The sequence below is a fragment of the Kribbella sp. NPDC058245 genome, from assembly GCF_042882005.1.
In the GTDB taxonomy this organism is placed as follows: Bacteria; Actinomycetota; Actinomycetes; order Propionibacteriales; family Kribbellaceae; genus Kribbella.
On the sequence record NZ_JBHVWY010000008.1, the window covers coordinates 204,103 to 220,732 of the forward strand.

Annotated in this window: 8 protein-coding genes; 3 read left to right on the forward strand and 5 right to left on the reverse strand. The window is 62.7% G+C overall.

Annotation, left to right across the window (positions count from 1 at the left end):
• Positions 1 to 587 precede the first annotated feature (587 nt).
• The 3 genes from ACFVWG_RS20645 to ACFVWG_RS20655 form a co-directional block, all read right to left on the reverse strand.
• Positions 588 to 3,221 (reverse strand): tetratricopeptide repeat protein, encoded by a 2,634-nt coding sequence (locus tag ACFVWG_RS20645; RefSeq protein WP_391544943.1) that lies wholly within the window; start codon positions 3,219 to 3,221, stop codon positions 588 to 590.
• Between the two features lie 877 nt (positions 3,222 to 4,098).
• Positions 4,099 to 4,428: a hypothetical protein gene (locus ACFVWG_RS20650; protein ID WP_391544944.1), complete on the reverse strand. Its 330-nt coding sequence runs from the start codon at positions 4,426 to 4,428 to the stop codon at positions 4,099 to 4,101.
• Positions 4,429 to 4,805: 377 nt separating this feature from the next.
• A complete protein-coding gene (locus tag ACFVWG_RS20655; protein ID WP_391544945.1) occupies positions 4,806 to 6,311 on the reverse strand; it encodes an AAA family ATPase in 1,506 nt (501 codons plus the stop codon).
• Between the two features lie 167 nt (positions 6,312 to 6,478).
• Between ACFVWG_RS20655 and ACFVWG_RS20660 the strand changes: the two genes are divergently transcribed.
• Positions 6,479 to 6,973 (forward strand): hypothetical protein, encoded by a 495-nt coding sequence (locus ACFVWG_RS20660; RefSeq protein WP_391544946.1) that lies wholly within the window; start codon positions 6,479 to 6,481, stop codon positions 6,971 to 6,973.
• 449 nt (positions 6,974 to 7,422) lie between these two features.
• On the forward strand, positions 7,423 to 12,030 hold the full coding sequence (locus ACFVWG_RS20665; RefSeq protein WP_391544947.1) for a hypothetical protein: 4,608 nt from the start codon (positions 7,423 to 7,425) through the stop codon (positions 12,028 to 12,030).
• Positions 12,031 to 12,212: 182 nt separating this feature from the next.
• Here ACFVWG_RS20665 and ACFVWG_RS20670 read toward each other — a convergent pair whose 3' ends face one another.
• Positions 12,213 to 13,754, reverse strand: coding sequence for a hypothetical protein (locus ACFVWG_RS20670; protein WP_391544948.1), 1,542 nt, complete (start codon positions 13,752 to 13,754; stop codon positions 12,213 to 12,215).
• 552 nt (positions 13,755 to 14,306) lie between these two features.
• Positions 14,307 to 14,576: a hypothetical protein gene (locus ACFVWG_RS20675; protein WP_391544949.1), complete on the reverse strand. Its 270-nt coding sequence runs from the start codon at positions 14,574 to 14,576 to the stop codon at positions 14,307 to 14,309.
• Positions 14,577 to 15,040: 464 nt separating this feature from the next.
• Here ACFVWG_RS20675 and ACFVWG_RS20680 point away from each other — a divergent pair, with 464 nt between their 5' ends.
• Entirely contained in the window at positions 15,041 to 15,961 is a 921-nt protein-coding gene (locus ACFVWG_RS20680) for a hypothetical protein (protein WP_391544950.1), read from the forward strand.
• Positions 15,962 to 16,630: the final 669 nt, after the last annotated feature.

The following is a 16,630-nucleotide window of genomic DNA, read 5'->3' on the forward strand; positions in this document are numbered from 1 at the left end:
GTGCAGCACTATGGGCTCACGCCTCTTTGTCCTATCGGGCCTCGTCTGGCCAATCGTCATGCTCATCGGATGGCACGAGTGGCTGAACTTTTGTCGAGATGTGATGGCGGGGCCCGATGATGCGGTAGCGCTCGTCAACGCACCCAAGGTTGCTGAGGCCTTCCTGCGTCCGCTCGTCGCCCGCCGCGCGCGTGCACTCCCTCCGGCGCGAGACAGTGAGCCGGCGAGGTGTCGAACAGGAGGTGCTGGGCGACATATGTGCGGCTCGCGCGGACCGACATCGGTCACCGGTGAACGCATCCGCATCTACCCGGATCGCTCGCTCGACCTCGCGAAGCTCAGCCAGTGCACGCCGTTCGGGAGCCGTGTTGCCCATGGCGCTCAAGATCAAGACTCGCTGCTTAGTCATTCAGTCCTCGGCACGCGAGGGGCCATCACGTGCCCGGCAGAGCGCAAGTGGCGCCACGATCCCGCCCAAAGACGGCCGTCCGCTAGCCCCATATTTGGGTGGCCGAACGCACGAGATGGCATTGGATGCCGTCAATCAGCCTCCGGAACGGGCTCTACTGGGGTGGGCCGGGGACCTTCTAATCCAGCATCGGATCATCATGGTCTACGTCGACCTGATCGCGCCAATAGCCCAGGTGGGCATGAGTTTCCACTGTATCAGGATGACCGGCTCCGAGGACTCGCAGCTGATCGATCAATAGATCTTCGAAGGCACCGACCGCACCCGCGACATCACCCGAACGACCGCGCAAGTGGGCCAGGGTACTGCGAGTGGCGAGGGTGTGCGGGTCTTCAGGCCCCATAACCCTTAAATGGTCGGCCAGTAACTGCTCGACTGCGGTCACCCCGCCAACGACGTCACCAACCGTGCTGCGGAAGTGGGCCAGGTTGCTGCGGGTAATGAATGTACTGGGGTGATCAGAACCCAATATTCGTAACTGATCGGCGAGCAACTGCTCGGTCGCGACCGCCGCGCCGGCGATGTCACCAATCTCGCTGCGCCAACTGGCCAGGTTGCTGCGGGTGCTGAGCGTATCGGGGTGATCAGGTCCGAGGACTCGCAACTGGTCGGTCAGCAACTCGTCGAACGCGGCAACTGCCCTGATCGCATCACCAGCTTCGCCGCGCCATTGCGCCAAATTGTTGCGGGTGGCGAGTACATCGGGATGATCGGGTCCCAGGACCGACAGTTGGTCGGTCAGCAATTGCTCGAACTCGGCGACCGCGCCGACGGGGTTGCCAGTCTGGCCGCGCAGGGACGCGAGGTTGCCACGCGTGGCCATGGTGTTGGGGTGCGTAAGGCCCAGGCAACCCAAGAGAGCAGGTAAAAGCTGCTCGAACTCGCCTACTGCACCCTCGAGGTCTCCGGCTCTGCCCCGCCAGAGTGCCAGGTTGTTCCGAGTTGCCAGTACATCTGGATGATCAGATCGCAAGACCCGTAATTGATCGACCAGCAATTGCTCGAACTCTGCGGCCGCACCTGCAGCGTCTCCTGCCTCGCCGCGCTGATACGCCAGGTTGTTGCGGATTGCGAATGTGTCCGGATGGTCAGGTCCCAGGATCCGCAACTGATCCCTGAAACTTTGCTCGATATCTTTACGTGTGCCTACGATGTCGCCGGACTTCGACCGCCAATATGCCAGGTTTGCGCCGGTACGTAGCGTGTCGGGGTGGTCGGCTCCCAGTAGATGCGATTGGTCGGCCAGCAGTTGCTCGTATGCGGCAGCTGCACCCGCGATGTCGCCGGCCGCACCGCGCGAGCCAGCCAGGTTGTTGCGCGTCTGCAGTACGTCAGGGTGTTCGGGCCCAAGGACTCGCAACTTGTCGGCCAGCAGTTGTTCGAACGCAGCGGCTGCCCCCTGGGCGTCACCGGCCTCACCGCGCGAGAAAGCCAAGTTGCCGCGGGTCAGGAGGGTATTTGGGTGATCTGGCCCCAGCACGCGCAGCTGGTCTGTCAGCAACTGCTGAAAATCGGCGGCCGCCCCACGGGCGTCACCGGCTTTGCCGCGAGAGCATGCCAGATTGCCGCGAGTAACGAGAGTCTTTGGATCAAGGGGTCCCAGGATCCGCATCTGCTCAGTCAGCAACTCTTCGAATGCGGCGGCCGCGCCAATAGCATCACCCGCCTCGCCGCGCCAGTAGGCCAGGTTGTTGCGAATGGTGAGCGTGACTGGGTGATCTGATCCTGCGAGGCGCAGGACATCGACCATGATCTGCTCGAGGGCGGCGGCTGCACCGGCGACATCACCAGTTCGTCCGCGCCAAACTGCAAGGTTGCTGCGGCTGATGAGGGTGGTGGGATGGTCAGGACCCAGCTGGCGTTCCGCGGTGTCACAGAGTCTTGCGGTGGCAGCGATCGCGTTGGTGAGAAGCCCAGCGTCTCCCAGGCTCGAGGTGTGGCGGAGCAACAAAGGGTGGACTCCGCTGATGGGCTTCCACAAAGCCTGCTCGTGCAGCGACTCTCCGAGGACGTTGGTGTTGGTACGAAGCTGCCGGATCTTCTCTGGGTCGCTCTCGATGTCGGGCCAGGCAGCGAGGAGCATGTCGGCTGCGGCGATAGTGACGCCTTCGGCTACGCGCGAGTCGGTGAGAAGCGTTTCGTGGGCGGCGCGCTGGACCAAAGCGTGGAATCGCACGGCGCCGCTCGCGGCACTGTGAGTGATCAAATTGAACCTGCGAAGGTTGGCCAGCGCGAGGCGGGTGAGTTCGCGTGTTGCTACTCCTTGCACTGTCGCCGTGATCCTGGCCGCGACGTATTCGGTGGCTGGCTCGGTGCCAAAAGCGTCTGCTGGGATCCCATTGGGATCGAGTAGGCAGCCTAACTCGAGCAGGGCGCCGGCGACTCCGGGAGGAGGGGCGTCATTCGCGCGTTCTATTGCGAGGCTCATCGTCGCTGCGACGGTACGTACGGAGCCGTCGAATAGTTCGCTCAGGTGCGGGAACAATTCCGCGAGGCTGCGCTTCTTGTCTCCGAACAACTTGCGGTACGTACTGCACCTCAGTTCCTGGTCGTTGAGGTAGGCGGCGGCGTGACTTAATGCCAATGGCAGATGTTGCAGGTCCTCCGCGACACCAGCGATGTCGTCGGCCAAGCCCTCGCGAAGTCGCTGGCGGAGGTAGGTCTCGGATTGCTCGGGTAAGAACGCCGCGAGCTCGATTTTGCTGCGTTCGTCGAACAGCGTGTCATCGTTCCGAACCGTTGTCGCGATCACCTGGCCAGTTTCTGGCCGGGGGACCGGCCATAACCCAATCAGAGGTCCGGGTTGCTCGATTCCGTCGAGCACGACCAGCCATCGCGCCTCGGTGCTCGCCGTCCACCCCAGGAACCGGCGCGCGGCGGCTTCGGGATCATTCGGGTCACCGACTCCGACGTGTCCAGCCGCGGCCGCGTACAAGGTTGTGATGCCGACACGATCATCTGCGGGCGCCCACAGGACCAGGTCTAGCTTCTTGGCGTTCCACCTCTCACTAGCGTACGCCGCGGCTAGATGACTCTTTCCGGTACCGGGGAACCCGGATACGACAGCCGCCTTGCCAGCCAGCCGTGCGCTCTCGAGACCGTCCTGCTGTGCCTGTCGTGGCTGGAACGAGGCGGGTCGAGTCAGCTGCGTGCCTAGCCACAGCGGCTCCCTTGGCTCGGCCGGACGAGCGCTTGGCCCGACGCCTTCTCCGTGGGCATGCTTCCACCGCCGTGCGCATTCCACTACGGCGTCCGAGCCCCCCAGTGCCCACGCGATGGCCGCCACCGTGTCCCATCGCGAACTACCCCTACCCGTCAGTGCGTTGGAAACTGTCGCTATCCCAATACTCGAGGACGGTTCCCGTGCCTTGATCCGACGGACGATCTCCCCATAAGTGGGATTTTTCGCTTCAAGACGCACGCTCCGCAGCCAGGCCGCGAACTCAGCTATCCGGTCATCACCTCCGTCCGGCCGTTCGGCCTTTTTCGGTGCCATTCGATTTCCCCAATCGCCGTATCGCTGATGGCTAAATGGTCTCACTCAACCCGGAGTGCCGCTTGTTGGGAGACATCCAGTGACCCTGCTCGTCGTAACTCTTGCCGCCCTCGTCTTATCTTGGACGGGACCGCTACTCGCCACCTTCGTCGCCGTTCTGTCTCACGATCCGCATCGTCGCGCTGACGCCCGCCGGGTCTTGCGCCTGCTCCGCAATGCCTCGACCCGAGCGCCTGCCGGCCTGAACCTGGCGGTTGTCGGCAAACCGGCGAGTGCGGAACGATGCATCGGCGTCCCTGCACCCGACCTGCAACGCGAAACCGACAACTGACCGCGGCAGCAGCTGGCCAACAGCATCACTCGCCACCGCTTCGAACAACGAACGCTCGATGCGTGAAATGGCCGACCGCAGCGCAACCAGTCTCTCGAGCTCGCCGGGTGCCGCACCCACCCCTTGCGGCACCCGGTCAGCATCACCAGGGATCCGGCCTGCGGGGCCAACTATTTCCGGTCGTGCGCTGCCAGCCATTCTCGCAGCCAGCCAACTGCCCAGCCGTGATCGCCCTGACGACGAGTGATATCCGTCCTGCTCGTCTGCCAGCACCGCCACCAAATGCGGTAGTGACGCCAGCCGATGCGGAATCGGACGAGTGCAGCGAACTGCTGGACGATCAGCCACTCCGCCGACACATATCTCGATCCCGGTGGTGAACGGCGGCGGCGCTCACCGCCGCTCGCGCGCTGATCGTCTCCTCGGATCGCGAGAGATAGGCCAAGCTGTTATGGATGCCACCGAGCTCGGCGCCTTCTGCGCTGACGAGCCCCAGTCGGCTTCTTCGATCATGGCATTTCACTGTTGAAGCTCGCATTTGCACGACGTCGCGTGTTGGTCTGGTTCCGTTGCCAGCAAGTCCGAGCGGCGGCGATGCTCGCTTGGCTCGGGCTGCTGACCTTGGCGACATGAAGGGCGCGACGCCCCGATCGCCTGGTGTCGCGTTTGCATAGATGAGAAGAAGTCGGGCATTGATCAGGTTCACGGACTTCATCCCGGTGCCGAAGCCGGAGCTGACGAAGGTCAAGTTCAACATCCGTGCAGGGATGGGCGGCGCCCAGGCGTGGGATCTGCTGCTCGCTGAGGACCCCGAGGACTGGCTGGACATGAACCGCCACCGGGAGCGGCACCAGAACAACAACCTCGGCAACGCCCAGTACCTCTTGAGTTTCGCCCAGTACGCCTACGGACCGCAGTACTTCATCTTCGGTGGCTTCTTCCGGGTCACGCCGGTCGTGCCCGAACTCATCGGCGGTCCGGGGTACGCGCTGACACCTCTCGTCCAGCACTCGGAATACATCAAGTGGCTCATCATCAAGCTGAACAGGCCGATCTGTGGCGCGGGCGAGGGTGGCGAGTTCCATGGTGCCGGCCATGGAGGCTTCGTCGACGATGACGAGTTGGTTCTTGTGGAAGGTCCAGCGGTCGTCTTCGGCGCGGAGGCAGGCGAGTTGGATGGTGAGGTTTTGGTGGCGGCGTCGACGGCGGCTGCGGTGGGCGAGGTGTGCGGCGTACTCGGTTTCTTGGATGCGTTGTCGGCGGATCTCGGCGCCGAGGCCGGCGGATTCGTAGATCCATTTGGCGATGTTCTCGGTGGGGGCTCCGATGGCGTCCGAGAGGATGGTGGAGGCGGCTGATGAGGGTGCGAGGGCGATGATCGAGCCTTCGCCGTGGGCTGTTTGCCAGGTCGAGCTTAGGGCGGAGAGGAGGTTCGTTTTGCCGGTTCCGGCTGGGCCGCGGAGGGCCTCGACCTTCTGTCCGCTGGTGGTGACGCGGTGGAGTGCGCGGACCTTGTCGGCGCTCAGGTCGTCTGTCTGGACCCGTCGGCCGCTGATCTTTGGGCCGGAGGGGTCGCGGGCTAGATCGAGGAGTACGGCTTCGGCGCCGAGGATGACGGGGGAGGTGTAGATCTGGCCGTTGTGGATGGTGAAGATGCTCTCGCCGTTGGCGCGAGCTGTCGGGACGGCGACGAGGTCGGGTGCGGTGAGGTTGATCGAGTGCTGTTCGGCGCGCTCGACGATCGACTGGAGTACGTCGAAGCGGTCGCTCGATGAGACCAGTCGAAGTAGTCGGGTCTGGCGGGCTGCTTCGGCTAGTAGGTTCCAGCGGGTCCAGGTGGCGCGTTTGTTCTGGAGGGTCAGAACGGTGGCTGCGCCGTAGGCGTCGAGGGTCTCCGGGCTGAGGTCTGCTGCGGCGAGTGGTCGCTCACCTTGCTGGTTGAGGGACTGCTGGATCGTGGCCAGGACGTCTGCCCCGATGGCTCGGTTCGCGCGGTTCTTCCACTCGGCCATCATCGCTGCGAGTGGTCGCGTGTGGTGCTTCGGTGGCCGGTTCAGGAGTGTTGCCTGCTGTCTAAGGACGTATATCTCAGCGCGGTTGGGCGGGTGGGGCTGGTCGCCGCGTTGTTCGAGCAGTGCGGCAAGGTTGGCCTCGATCTGTTCCGTCCTGGTGGGTGGGGACGTTGTTCGATCCGTTGCATCTGGAAGCGACGATCGAGGCGCTTGTGGTCGATGACGATCTTGAGAGCGATCGGGGCGCGTATGTCGAGGAACTGCGCGGGCGTGTCCGTGCGGCAAAGGTCACCATGGGGCGGGCCCGGAAAGCGCTCGAAGCGGGATGGGATCCGGCGGAATTGCGGGATATATACAACGCTGCGGCGGCTGAGAAGCAGGTGGCGGAGCGGGCGCTGGCCGCGTTGCCGGAGCAGCAGAGTCTGAGTCGTGACCAACTAGTTACTTATGTAGACCAGTTGGGGGATGTGGGGCGGGCACTCGATGCGGCGGATCCGGCAGAGCTGAGTGCCTTGTACGAAGCTCTGAAACTGGGCCAGACATACAACTACGCCGACCAATCGGTCGGCGTAGAGATTGATCCGCTTGCGGATCGTGTGGCTAAGTATCGTGTCCGAGGGGGGACGCCAGCACGATCTCGTCGCATACCTGCGAGATGCAGGTAGTCATGGCGCAAAGGTTAGCAGCGCGCATCATGGCCGCGAGTGCATCCGACTGGGTCTCGTCGGTCCAGCCATGTGTTACGCAAGGTTCAGGGGATATGGCGCTCGGTAAAGCTGCTCGTGCGGGACCATCTCCAGGAAGTCCGGCCTTGACGTCCGAGGTGGTCGTCTCAGCGCCGGTCTGGTTACCGAACAGATGGACGGTGGCGTTCTCCGATTCATGGGCAACCAAGGTCATAGAAAGCCTTCCCGACGACCGCAGGAACCCGTCGGAGCGCAGACGCCTCTGAGGTCCACAGTCGATGTGAGCTACGGATCCATCAACTCGCTCGCTATCGCATGAAGCACTGGGCTCCTTGGTCCTAGCCGACACTGCGTCGTGTGTCCTCGCAGTCAGAGGGCGCGCGTGGCAAGATCGGGCTGTGGTAGCTGACCTCGGGATACTAGTCGGCGTGGGGCTGTCTGTTGCCCGTTTGGTGACTCGACTTGCGGGGAGCGACACTGCCGCTGACTTGCTTGACGACGGGACTGGGGCTGCCTCAGCCCTCGTTGGACGTCTCACCGAGGAGCGCCTTCCTCAGATCGGACAGAGGATCGCGGAAGACCTGGAGCAGTACCTGAGGGTTGAGTTCGGCCTGGCGGAGCCGAATGACCGCGAAGCAGCTTTAACTAGTCTGAGTGAGCTTCTGGCGCGTGAGCTATCCGATCCCGAGCGCTTGATTGACGCAACTCGAGAGGGTGGACTACTCCTGACCTACCTGATGCGACGGGGCGGCGAATCGATGGCGGAGTCGCTCGGGGGCGAGGCGGGCGCAATGTTCGCGTTCTTGCTCGAACGCTCGGTAGAGCGAATCAGCACCCTCGCGCCGAGGCTGCCAGGCTTTCAGCCCGCCGCCTTGGTGCATCTGGTGAGGACCATCGATGAAGTGTCGGCAGATGTGCACGAGCTGACCGAGCGGCCGATCGCCGGGACACTGGTCGCGAACGACGTCTTGGCCGCAGCGCAGCGAGTTCGCGGTCTTCTCCCTGAGGTGCTGATCGACCGTGAACATGAACTGTCGGTGATGGCCCACTTCGCCACAGAGGGACCTGCGAGATGGTGGCTGTGGCAGGCTCCGAGCCAGTCCGGAAAGACAGCGTTGATGGCTACGTTCGCCGTCCGACATCATCCCGGAGTCGCAGTTGTGCCATTCTTCGTACGCCGCGTGACGGCGGCTGCCCGTGACCGTCAGGCATTCCTCGCCGAGGTGCTGCCACGACTGGCGCACCTGGCAGGGGATCGCTACCTGTCGAGTATCCCAACCAACGCCGTCCAGGAGGTCAATGCCTTCCGGGTATTACTAACTCGAGCGGGGGCATCTTGTCAGAGTCGGGATCGACCGGCGGAACTGCTCCTCCTCATCGACGGACTTGACGAAGATGACTGGTACAGAGAGCCAGTCAAGGGATCTATCCTGGCGCTGCTCCCCACGGAGCTTCCCCCTGGTACTCGTGTTTTGCTTGCCTCTCGGCCAAATCCACCTCTGCCTTCGGACATTGAGCAAGGCAGCCCCCTGCATGACCTGACCACCGAAGGGCCCCTACACGAGCTGGCTGAATCGCCGCATGCGCATGCTGCGTTCGATCGAAGCGATGTCCTCGACTTCATGAAGTTTCCGGTCGGCGAGGCGGTCGCGGCGTTCATGCTCGCGGCGGGCAGCCCGCTCACCATCGGGGACCTCGCTGAGGCGGTGCGCGAATGCTTGCCCGGAGCAACCGAGGCAGAAGTTCGCGAAATCATTGAGACGAGTCACGGCAGGCTTCTGACTCCGCTGCCGGTTGACCCCAGCCGCCACGATCTAAAGGGCTATACCCTTGCCCATGACAGGATCGGGCAGCACGTACTCACCGTACTCGAGCCCACACTGGCCGAGTTAGGTCTAGATCGCGACGATGCACTTGCCTGGAGCAAACATTCCGACCGGATCCTCGCACCCTGGATCGAGAAGATCAGCCAATGGGCAATGAAGAATCAGCAAACTGGCTGGCCTCAGACTACGCCCACATTCTTACTTTCTGACGCGTTGCCGGCGCTGCTCGTCAACCACGGCAAGTTCCATGAACTTGCTGTCGAGATCCTTACGGACGGCGCGCGCCAAGACCGGATCGCCGAGCGCCACGGCACCCTGGCGTCAGCTCTTCGGCAGGTCCGAGTGGCCCAGGCCGAACTGCTGCGGCAACACGCAGCGGAATCACCCATGATGACTGGGGCTACTCTCGATCTGCTCGGCAGACTGGTCTTCACCGACCAGGACCTGTCTCGCCGCTTAGGGCGCATTCCGGAGGTGCTGCCCGCCGCATACGCGCGGGCTGGTTACCATTCGATGGCCCAGCATCTAGTCGATGGGACTTTTAAACCCCGGCTGGCACAGCTCGCCATCGCCGAGGCCTACCTGGCTGCGAAGGATCCGCAACGCGCTCTCGCAGCGACCGAGCGGCTGGTGCAAGACATCCACCGCGAGCCGCAAACTCCTCAAACCTTTGAATTCACCCGTCGGCTGGTCCGTGTACTGGTAGCTGCGGGTGGTCGGGACCGTGCACGACGCCTCGTCGCCGAGGCAGGGTCGGTGCCAGGGAGCGAACACCAATCGGTAGTCGAGGAGGCCGTTCGATCCTGTGCGTTAGTCGGGCTCCATCGCCAGGCACGCGAGCTGGTTGATCAGCTGCCCGAGAACGATAGGTGCCAGGTAGTTTTGCATGCGGCCTACGATTGTCTTGGAGTTGGCGACCTGGTTGGCGCCTTGCTCCAGGCCGAAGAACTCGCCGCATGGCATCGTTCAGATTCGTCGATTTCTGCGCTGGATATGGTCGCGCTGGCGAGACTGTATCTGAGGTGTGACAAGTTAGATTCGGCGAGACTGATTGCCCATAGGCTAACGGGAGTAGCGTCTGCCCGCGTATATGCAGCCTGCGCGGAGGCGCTTCTCGCAGTGGGAAAGACCGACGAAGCCGCGGCCGCCTCCGACGCTGCCGCAGGCGCCCTGAGTGACGTTGACCGGACCTTCGCGCGCAAAGATTTCGCTTCGGTTGCGAGTCTGATGGTGAGAGTAGGCGACGCGGTCGCTGCGGCGACATTGATTGATTCCTGTCGCGACATCTTCGATGCGAATGCCTGGACGAAAATGGCATCGGCCTTCTTCGCGATCTCTGAAGCCGAAAGTGGAGGATCCTATCTAGAACTTGCGTATCAGAGCGCGCTTCTAGAGGGAGCCGATTGGAGTCGTTTGGACGCGATCGCCGAGATCATGTGGGTAGCCGTTGACTCGGCTTCTGCTGAGTTCGTCGATTCACTCGTCCGTGAGGCCATACGTATCTGTGATGCCTCCCCCCGGGACGAGTTCGTTGTTCGAGCGGTCGCGCGGTGCGCTGAGGAACTCGCTCGATCTGGTCGCGTTGATGGCGCCGTCTCGCTCGTTCAGCGGCTGGATGCTGGGCCGGACACCCTTGGGTGGCGTGCCGTGTGGCAAGGGGTCGTGAAAAGCACTCAGCCGGAGCGGGCGTTGGCGGTCCTATTGCAGTCGACGGATGGTCGCCTGGAAGGGGGCGCAGATAACGCCAGTGAGCTCGCGATTGAGCTTGCCTACCGTGGTCACGGTTTGCTTGCTTTGGAGGCTGCAGACCATGCACGAGCGGCTTGTGCCGGGGGCGACCTCTCGAGGACGGATTTGAGCGAGGTCGCGATCAGCTTGGCGCACATCGGCGAGCTCGATCTCGCACTCGCTGCTCTCCAGGCTCATGATTCTCACCCGACGGTATACGGCCCCGTCTTCCGTGAAGCCGCTCTAAGGGACTATCAGCACGCCGAGGGCGCGTTGTCAGTCCTTTCAGAGGATGACCCGAGGCTCTTCCCTGCGCTGATCGGGCTGGCCGAGGCAGCCTTGCTCGACACCCGTCAAAAAGATGCGGTGACCCTTATCTCTCGGGCTACGGCTGTAGTTTCTCAGCCGAACTTCGATGGCAGTGAAGAATCAGTTGCGCAACTTGCAGTCTGCGCCGCGCAAGCCAACACTCCAGGCCTGGCAGAAAGCGTCATTGATAGCGCGGCGCAGGCTTGTCGCCCTTTCTACGGTTATGCGAGGGTGGCTGCGGATTTGGCTCGGCTCGGTGAAGAGGCGGCGGCTCAATCGGCCGGCCGGCAGGCTGTAGAGCGAGCTCGGTCCTTGGAGGATCCGCTCATAAGACTGGCTGCATGCTCGCTAGTAGGCCAGACCCTGTCTCGCCAGACGGAGCTCGCGTCGCTTGTGGTCGAGGCGGCCACTGACGGCCTACAGGTAGTAGACGGGCTGCTAGCAAGCGGGCAAGACCAGTCGCGCCGTGTAGCGGTCGATCGTGTCGAGGTGATCATCGCGGCTCTTGCTCGTTGCGGGGAGGCCGAGTCAGCGCGACACCTTGTGGGGACGTACGGCGACGAGATTCAGTCCCGAGTTCTGGAGATCGGCTGTGCTTTTGCTGCGGCTGGAAATTTGGCTATGGCGTTAGAAACTATCGATCGGTCTCCTCAGAATCGAGATGGTTTTGCTGGTCATCTCGTAGCTGCAATGTCTGGATCAGGGCACGTCAACGACGTGCGTCAGTTGGCGGCTGAGATCACGAACCCGCGGGATCGCGCCACAGCCGTGATGCATGTGGCTCGTTCGCTCGCGGCGACGGGTGGTCAAGCTGCGGCTATCGACGAGATCAAGACGGCCATGGACGCAGCTAGTCTCGTCGACCACGGCGGGAGCCGCCTGCTAGCCGATGCCGCTTACCTGTTGGCCGTCTTGAAGCAGTTCGATCGAGCAACTGAGGTCGCAGTCGCAGCTTCCCAAGCACCGGATTGCGAAAGCCAGACGCTGGTGGTCTGTGCTGAAGCCCTCCGCATCTGCGGTGAGGACGGAATGGCGACGCGATGCCTGGCAGAGGCGTGGGTTCGCGACCATGACGCGTGCATTGGATGGCGCACGTTGGTCCAAATCGAAGAACCCGTGGCACTTGCGCTTGCCGGCAGGCAGTGGGGCTCCTCTGGCGTTGAGGACGCGTAGTCCAGCTTTCCGGCGAACTGGATCGGCTCAGATCGAACCCCCAGGATCTTGTGGAGCTACACGCGAGGTGAGCCGCTCGAAGCGACGTCATACACCCGCAGTCAGGGGACCGGATCAAACGAATGGCGTTCGGTACAGCGGCACTTGGCGCCGGTGACTGTGGCGGGTCGTCGCCCGATTCGTCAAGCGCTGCCGTCGTCGGCGCGCCGCAGGTGTTGGATCGCCGTGTCGGCCCAGAGGCTCCATCGGGTCATGACGCGCTGGGGTGGCCGTGGATTTACTCGGCGATCGAGGAGTAGGTATTCCCGCATCGACATCGCGTGAAGGCTGGAGCCTTCTTTCCCAGTGAGCAGGTCTGTCAAGGCCTGGCCGGTCTGTTCGACGAGGCCCTCGATCATGTGCACATCTTCGATCTCCATGACTTCCAGGGGAGCTACGTCGTCTCCTTGCAGAACGCCTGTGTCTTTCAATCGGTCCCACAGAAGGTTGGTGAAGATGGGACCGGTCGCGAAGCGGTCCGCGATGACGAGGATCGGTCTGAAACGCCGGCGAACCGGCGCGGCGGTGCCGGTGAGCCTCTCTTCCTTGTTCCGTAGGTTGTTGATTGTGGCGTCGAGTTGCCGGGCCTTCTTGATGCAGTCGTTGATGTCTGTGAGCACCGCGTCGTCGGAGATGCCTGAGGCGGTGGCGGCTTGGATTCCGGCAGTGGTCACTTCGATCACGATCCAGGTGTCGCCGTAGTCGACTGCCGCGTCGGCAACTTTGGTGGAGGGGTAGGCGGCCTTCAATCGCTCCTCGCTGTAGAAGCGTTCCGGGCTGTGGGCAACTATGCTGTCGAAACCTTCGAGCACCCAGGTCTCGAACGAGAGCGCAACAGCTGTTCTGACTGCGCCAGTCAGCTTCCTGTTGCCGCTGGATTCCAGGCAGCGCAGGATGTCGAACAAGGGCCATTTGCCGCTCGCACGGCCGACAACCAGGTCTGAGTTCATCACAGTGAGGTGGCCGCTGGGCCAGCGCACAACGGGGTACTGCTCGAAAGTCCTCGTTGACCACTCCAGGCCCTCCTGCTCGGCGGGGCTTGAGAGAGCGCCCTGCAGAGTTGCCCGGTCGGCAGAAATGAGGCTCAGGACTTGATGAAGTCGATGCTCGCTCCAGCCGAGCGAATCGAAGTAGTCCGGCGCGATCGTGCTCGTGCCGTTTCCCGCAGACGCCCACAAGGCACCGCAGACGGCGACCAAATCGTCGAGCGCGACCCCAGTTGCGGACTCGTACTCGGACGGGAGGTCAAGCATGCGGGGGTTGTCGGCCAGCTCCCGTGGCAACTCCCGCCAGCATCGCTCGAAGGTAGCCCAGATACCGCGAAGATCTCTGGTCGAATTGAATATTTGGTTCGCGATCAACTCTCGACCCAGCGGCCCTGGACCACCGTCAAGTTTGAGATCATCGTCTGATAGATCGCTCTGAGGTCCCAACCCTGTGAGGACACAGAGATAGGCGAAAGCAGCTTGGCGGTCGTCATCATCTGTTCCAGGAACGCCTCGGCTCTCGCAGAAGAGCAGCGCGTACTTGGTGAACTTGAGCAGGGCCTGTCGGATAACGAGCGCTCGTTCGCGATTCCTCAGCAGATTCGCCACCCTGGTGCGGTGCGGCTCGCCGAGGTAGCGCTCGACGAAGTCCCGATCGACGTCCTGCTGCCTCCGGCTCGGGTGGGTCAGCATCGCCATCCAAGTAGCTGCCCAGCTCACAGCATGCTCCACCGAGAGCGCCATGACCGCGGCTACAGTTAGTTGGGGATCTGAGGGCCGCCCGAAGATCTCCTCAGCGTCAAGGTAGGTCCGTAACTGGTCGATCGGTTGTGGCACGCGCACTGATGCCGCAGGAACCAGCAGCCCACTCGAGGTCCGCGTCATTGGGACCTGCAGCGGGGCCACGGTGCTTCCTGCGAAGTACCGAATGCCCGGCTGAGTTCGTGCGAGATACGCCGGACCACCGGGTGTGGCGCCTCCTAGGAGCTGCTCCACACGCCGTAGCTCGTCTCCGAGGCCCTCGCTCATCCGTCCCCCATGCATCTACATCAGACAGTCACCATTGGACCAGAGATCACCGACAAGTCGCGGACGTGCAATGAGGTAGCTGTCGGGCGACCAGCAAACCAAACGTTGGTATGACGCTCTCCAGCTCAGCCAAGTCGACTCCGACGCTGACCTCCTCCGCGACGCGGCGCCTCGCATCTAGTCGGAGACACCGAGAGCTAGTGGGGTTCATCCGCAGTGGAATCAGGTCTCGACGAGGGGATGGCTCTGGCCGGTGAGGGCTGCTACCGCTGCCGCGACCTCGGGGAGCCCGGCCTTCACATAGGTCGGGGTCGCACCGGTGTTGGTGTTGTCTGTGTGGCCGGCGTAGGCGTAGGCGCGGGCGGTGGCGTAGCCGAAGTTGCGCTCTACCCAGGTCAGTGAGGGTCTGTCGGCGTCTAAGTCCTGGTGGTTGACAGCGTGAGTTTCGAGAGTGTGCGCATATCTCGCACCAGGCGCGAACGCTGAAGGCACGGGTCAGTTCCATTCTCGGCGGCGTCGGCGCAGCACCGTCGAAGCAACTGATCCACTCAGGATCGCCACCAGGGTGGTGTTTCTCGAAGACACGAACCGCCGAGCCCAGGGCTTTGCTGGGCACCAACGGAGCCGCCGCCGACCGTAAGCTCCCGTGCGTCCACGGCGTGGAACGGGCTGTGACGCTGGCGGCGGCGATATTTCGATGCCCCGTCGATGTGGCTTGGTCAGGCTGCGAGCAGGTGTGATCAGACCCGCCGTCACTAAATCTGTAGCGCCCGGGAGGAGACGCTCACCAGGAGCCCGGTCGGATCGTCCGATCGCTCGTACTGGCTCGTTACCCGCGCCGAAGGCGCAATGTGCGGCTGGGGGGTCGCTGCCTTTCCAGCCGGTGGCCACCAGATTCGGCACGCAGCGCAAATATGTCGGTTGGCGCACCGACCGGGTATGGGTCAGGATCAGCTGTGGCATCGATCGTGTTCTTCAGTGAAGGGCCGCTGACATATTTCTCACCGGTCAGCAGCAGTACCGGTGTGCCGGTGATCACTGACGTCACCGCGGACGAGTACCTGTCGTTCGCCAAGTCGGACATTGAGCCAGGCACGCTGCACGGAGCGATCAATGGGTTGGGGAACGCGAAGCGGGCGCTGCACCTGATGATCGACACTGTGCTGCAGAACTACGGCATGCTCGTGCATAACCCAGCCAATTTCCCGACCAAGCTCAAACTGCTAGACCAAGTCGGACTGATTGCTCTGAACGTCTTCGGCAAGCTAAACATCGAGCGGAACGTCGCCGAGCACGAGTACTCCGCACCGTCAGTCGAGCGGGTGCAGGAATTTATCGATGTGTGTCATCTGCTCCGGTTGGCGCTAGAGAGGCTTGGTCAGGACGTGCCATACCAGGTGGTCGCTGGCATCCGGGATACTGGCGAACACGTTCTGCTCGAACTCGAGCCGCTCCTGGGATACTTGAGTTTCCGCCCTTTGATCGAGCCGGTAGTGCGAACGATCAGCCAGTTCGGCACGGAAGTCGAGTTCGTCACTACGATCTACCGTGTGCCGGAGGCGGTCGGGATCTCGGAGTCGCCGTCCAGGACGCTGGAGCTGCGGTCGAAGAACGTCGACGAGTGGGCCGGGATAATCAACGGCCTAGTCGAGTACCAGGGCAGGACCGGACGCGTGACGAGGGTCGAGCACGACCTGGTGACGATCTGGCAGTCGATGACGATCCCGACGGGGGTATTCAACCAGACCCGGATGGCTGAGATGTTTGCAGCGCGCGTCCATCGCGAGGAGGCAAATACCGACGACCTGTCTGGGCTGACCCCGGCGACCACTTCCTTGGCCATCCAACCCCCGGGGGATGAAGCCGCGCCGGTCTGAGAATCGCGCCGGATTGGATTCTCAGCTAGATATGGGACAACACGAGCGCAATTTGCCTCGAGCGATGGTCAGGGTCGTTGCCGGCGCGGTGTTTGCCGGAACTTGTCGGAGGGCCGCGGAAACTATGTGCTGTGGCCAAGCAGCACATGCGATATAGATGTTGCTGTAGGCAAAACCCTTGCTCCGACACTACTCCGTGGAACGTCGACCAGCGATAATTGACGCCGAATCACGTTTGAGGCGCAGGTGAGAGGCAACTTTCAGCGCTCTATCCCGGATATCCCTCGAGACTGGATGAGATCTACACCATCCTCGAAGGCACCTCAGAAATCCAGCGCCTAGTCATCTCCCGCGCAATCTCAGGTATGCGAATCCGCTGACGTTTCCGCAGGTCAGAGTCCTATTTCAGAGCCTGAAAGACATCGGTCGTTGTCTGGCTCCTACAGGGGATCGCCTGCACGCTGGCTCCGTCACGGCTCCGTGAGCCGTGACGGAGAACAGAAGGCCAACGTAGAGTCCACCGCCTTCCTTGCCCGCCCATGCGACGACGGCGGCATGTGTGTGGACGACCGGAGAGCGAATCCCGGATCTCCGTTGGCGAAGGTGCTCCGTCGCTTGGTCTCGGTGCACCACGTGCTGCGAGCGCCTCAACCGGAGCGCGCCGAACCG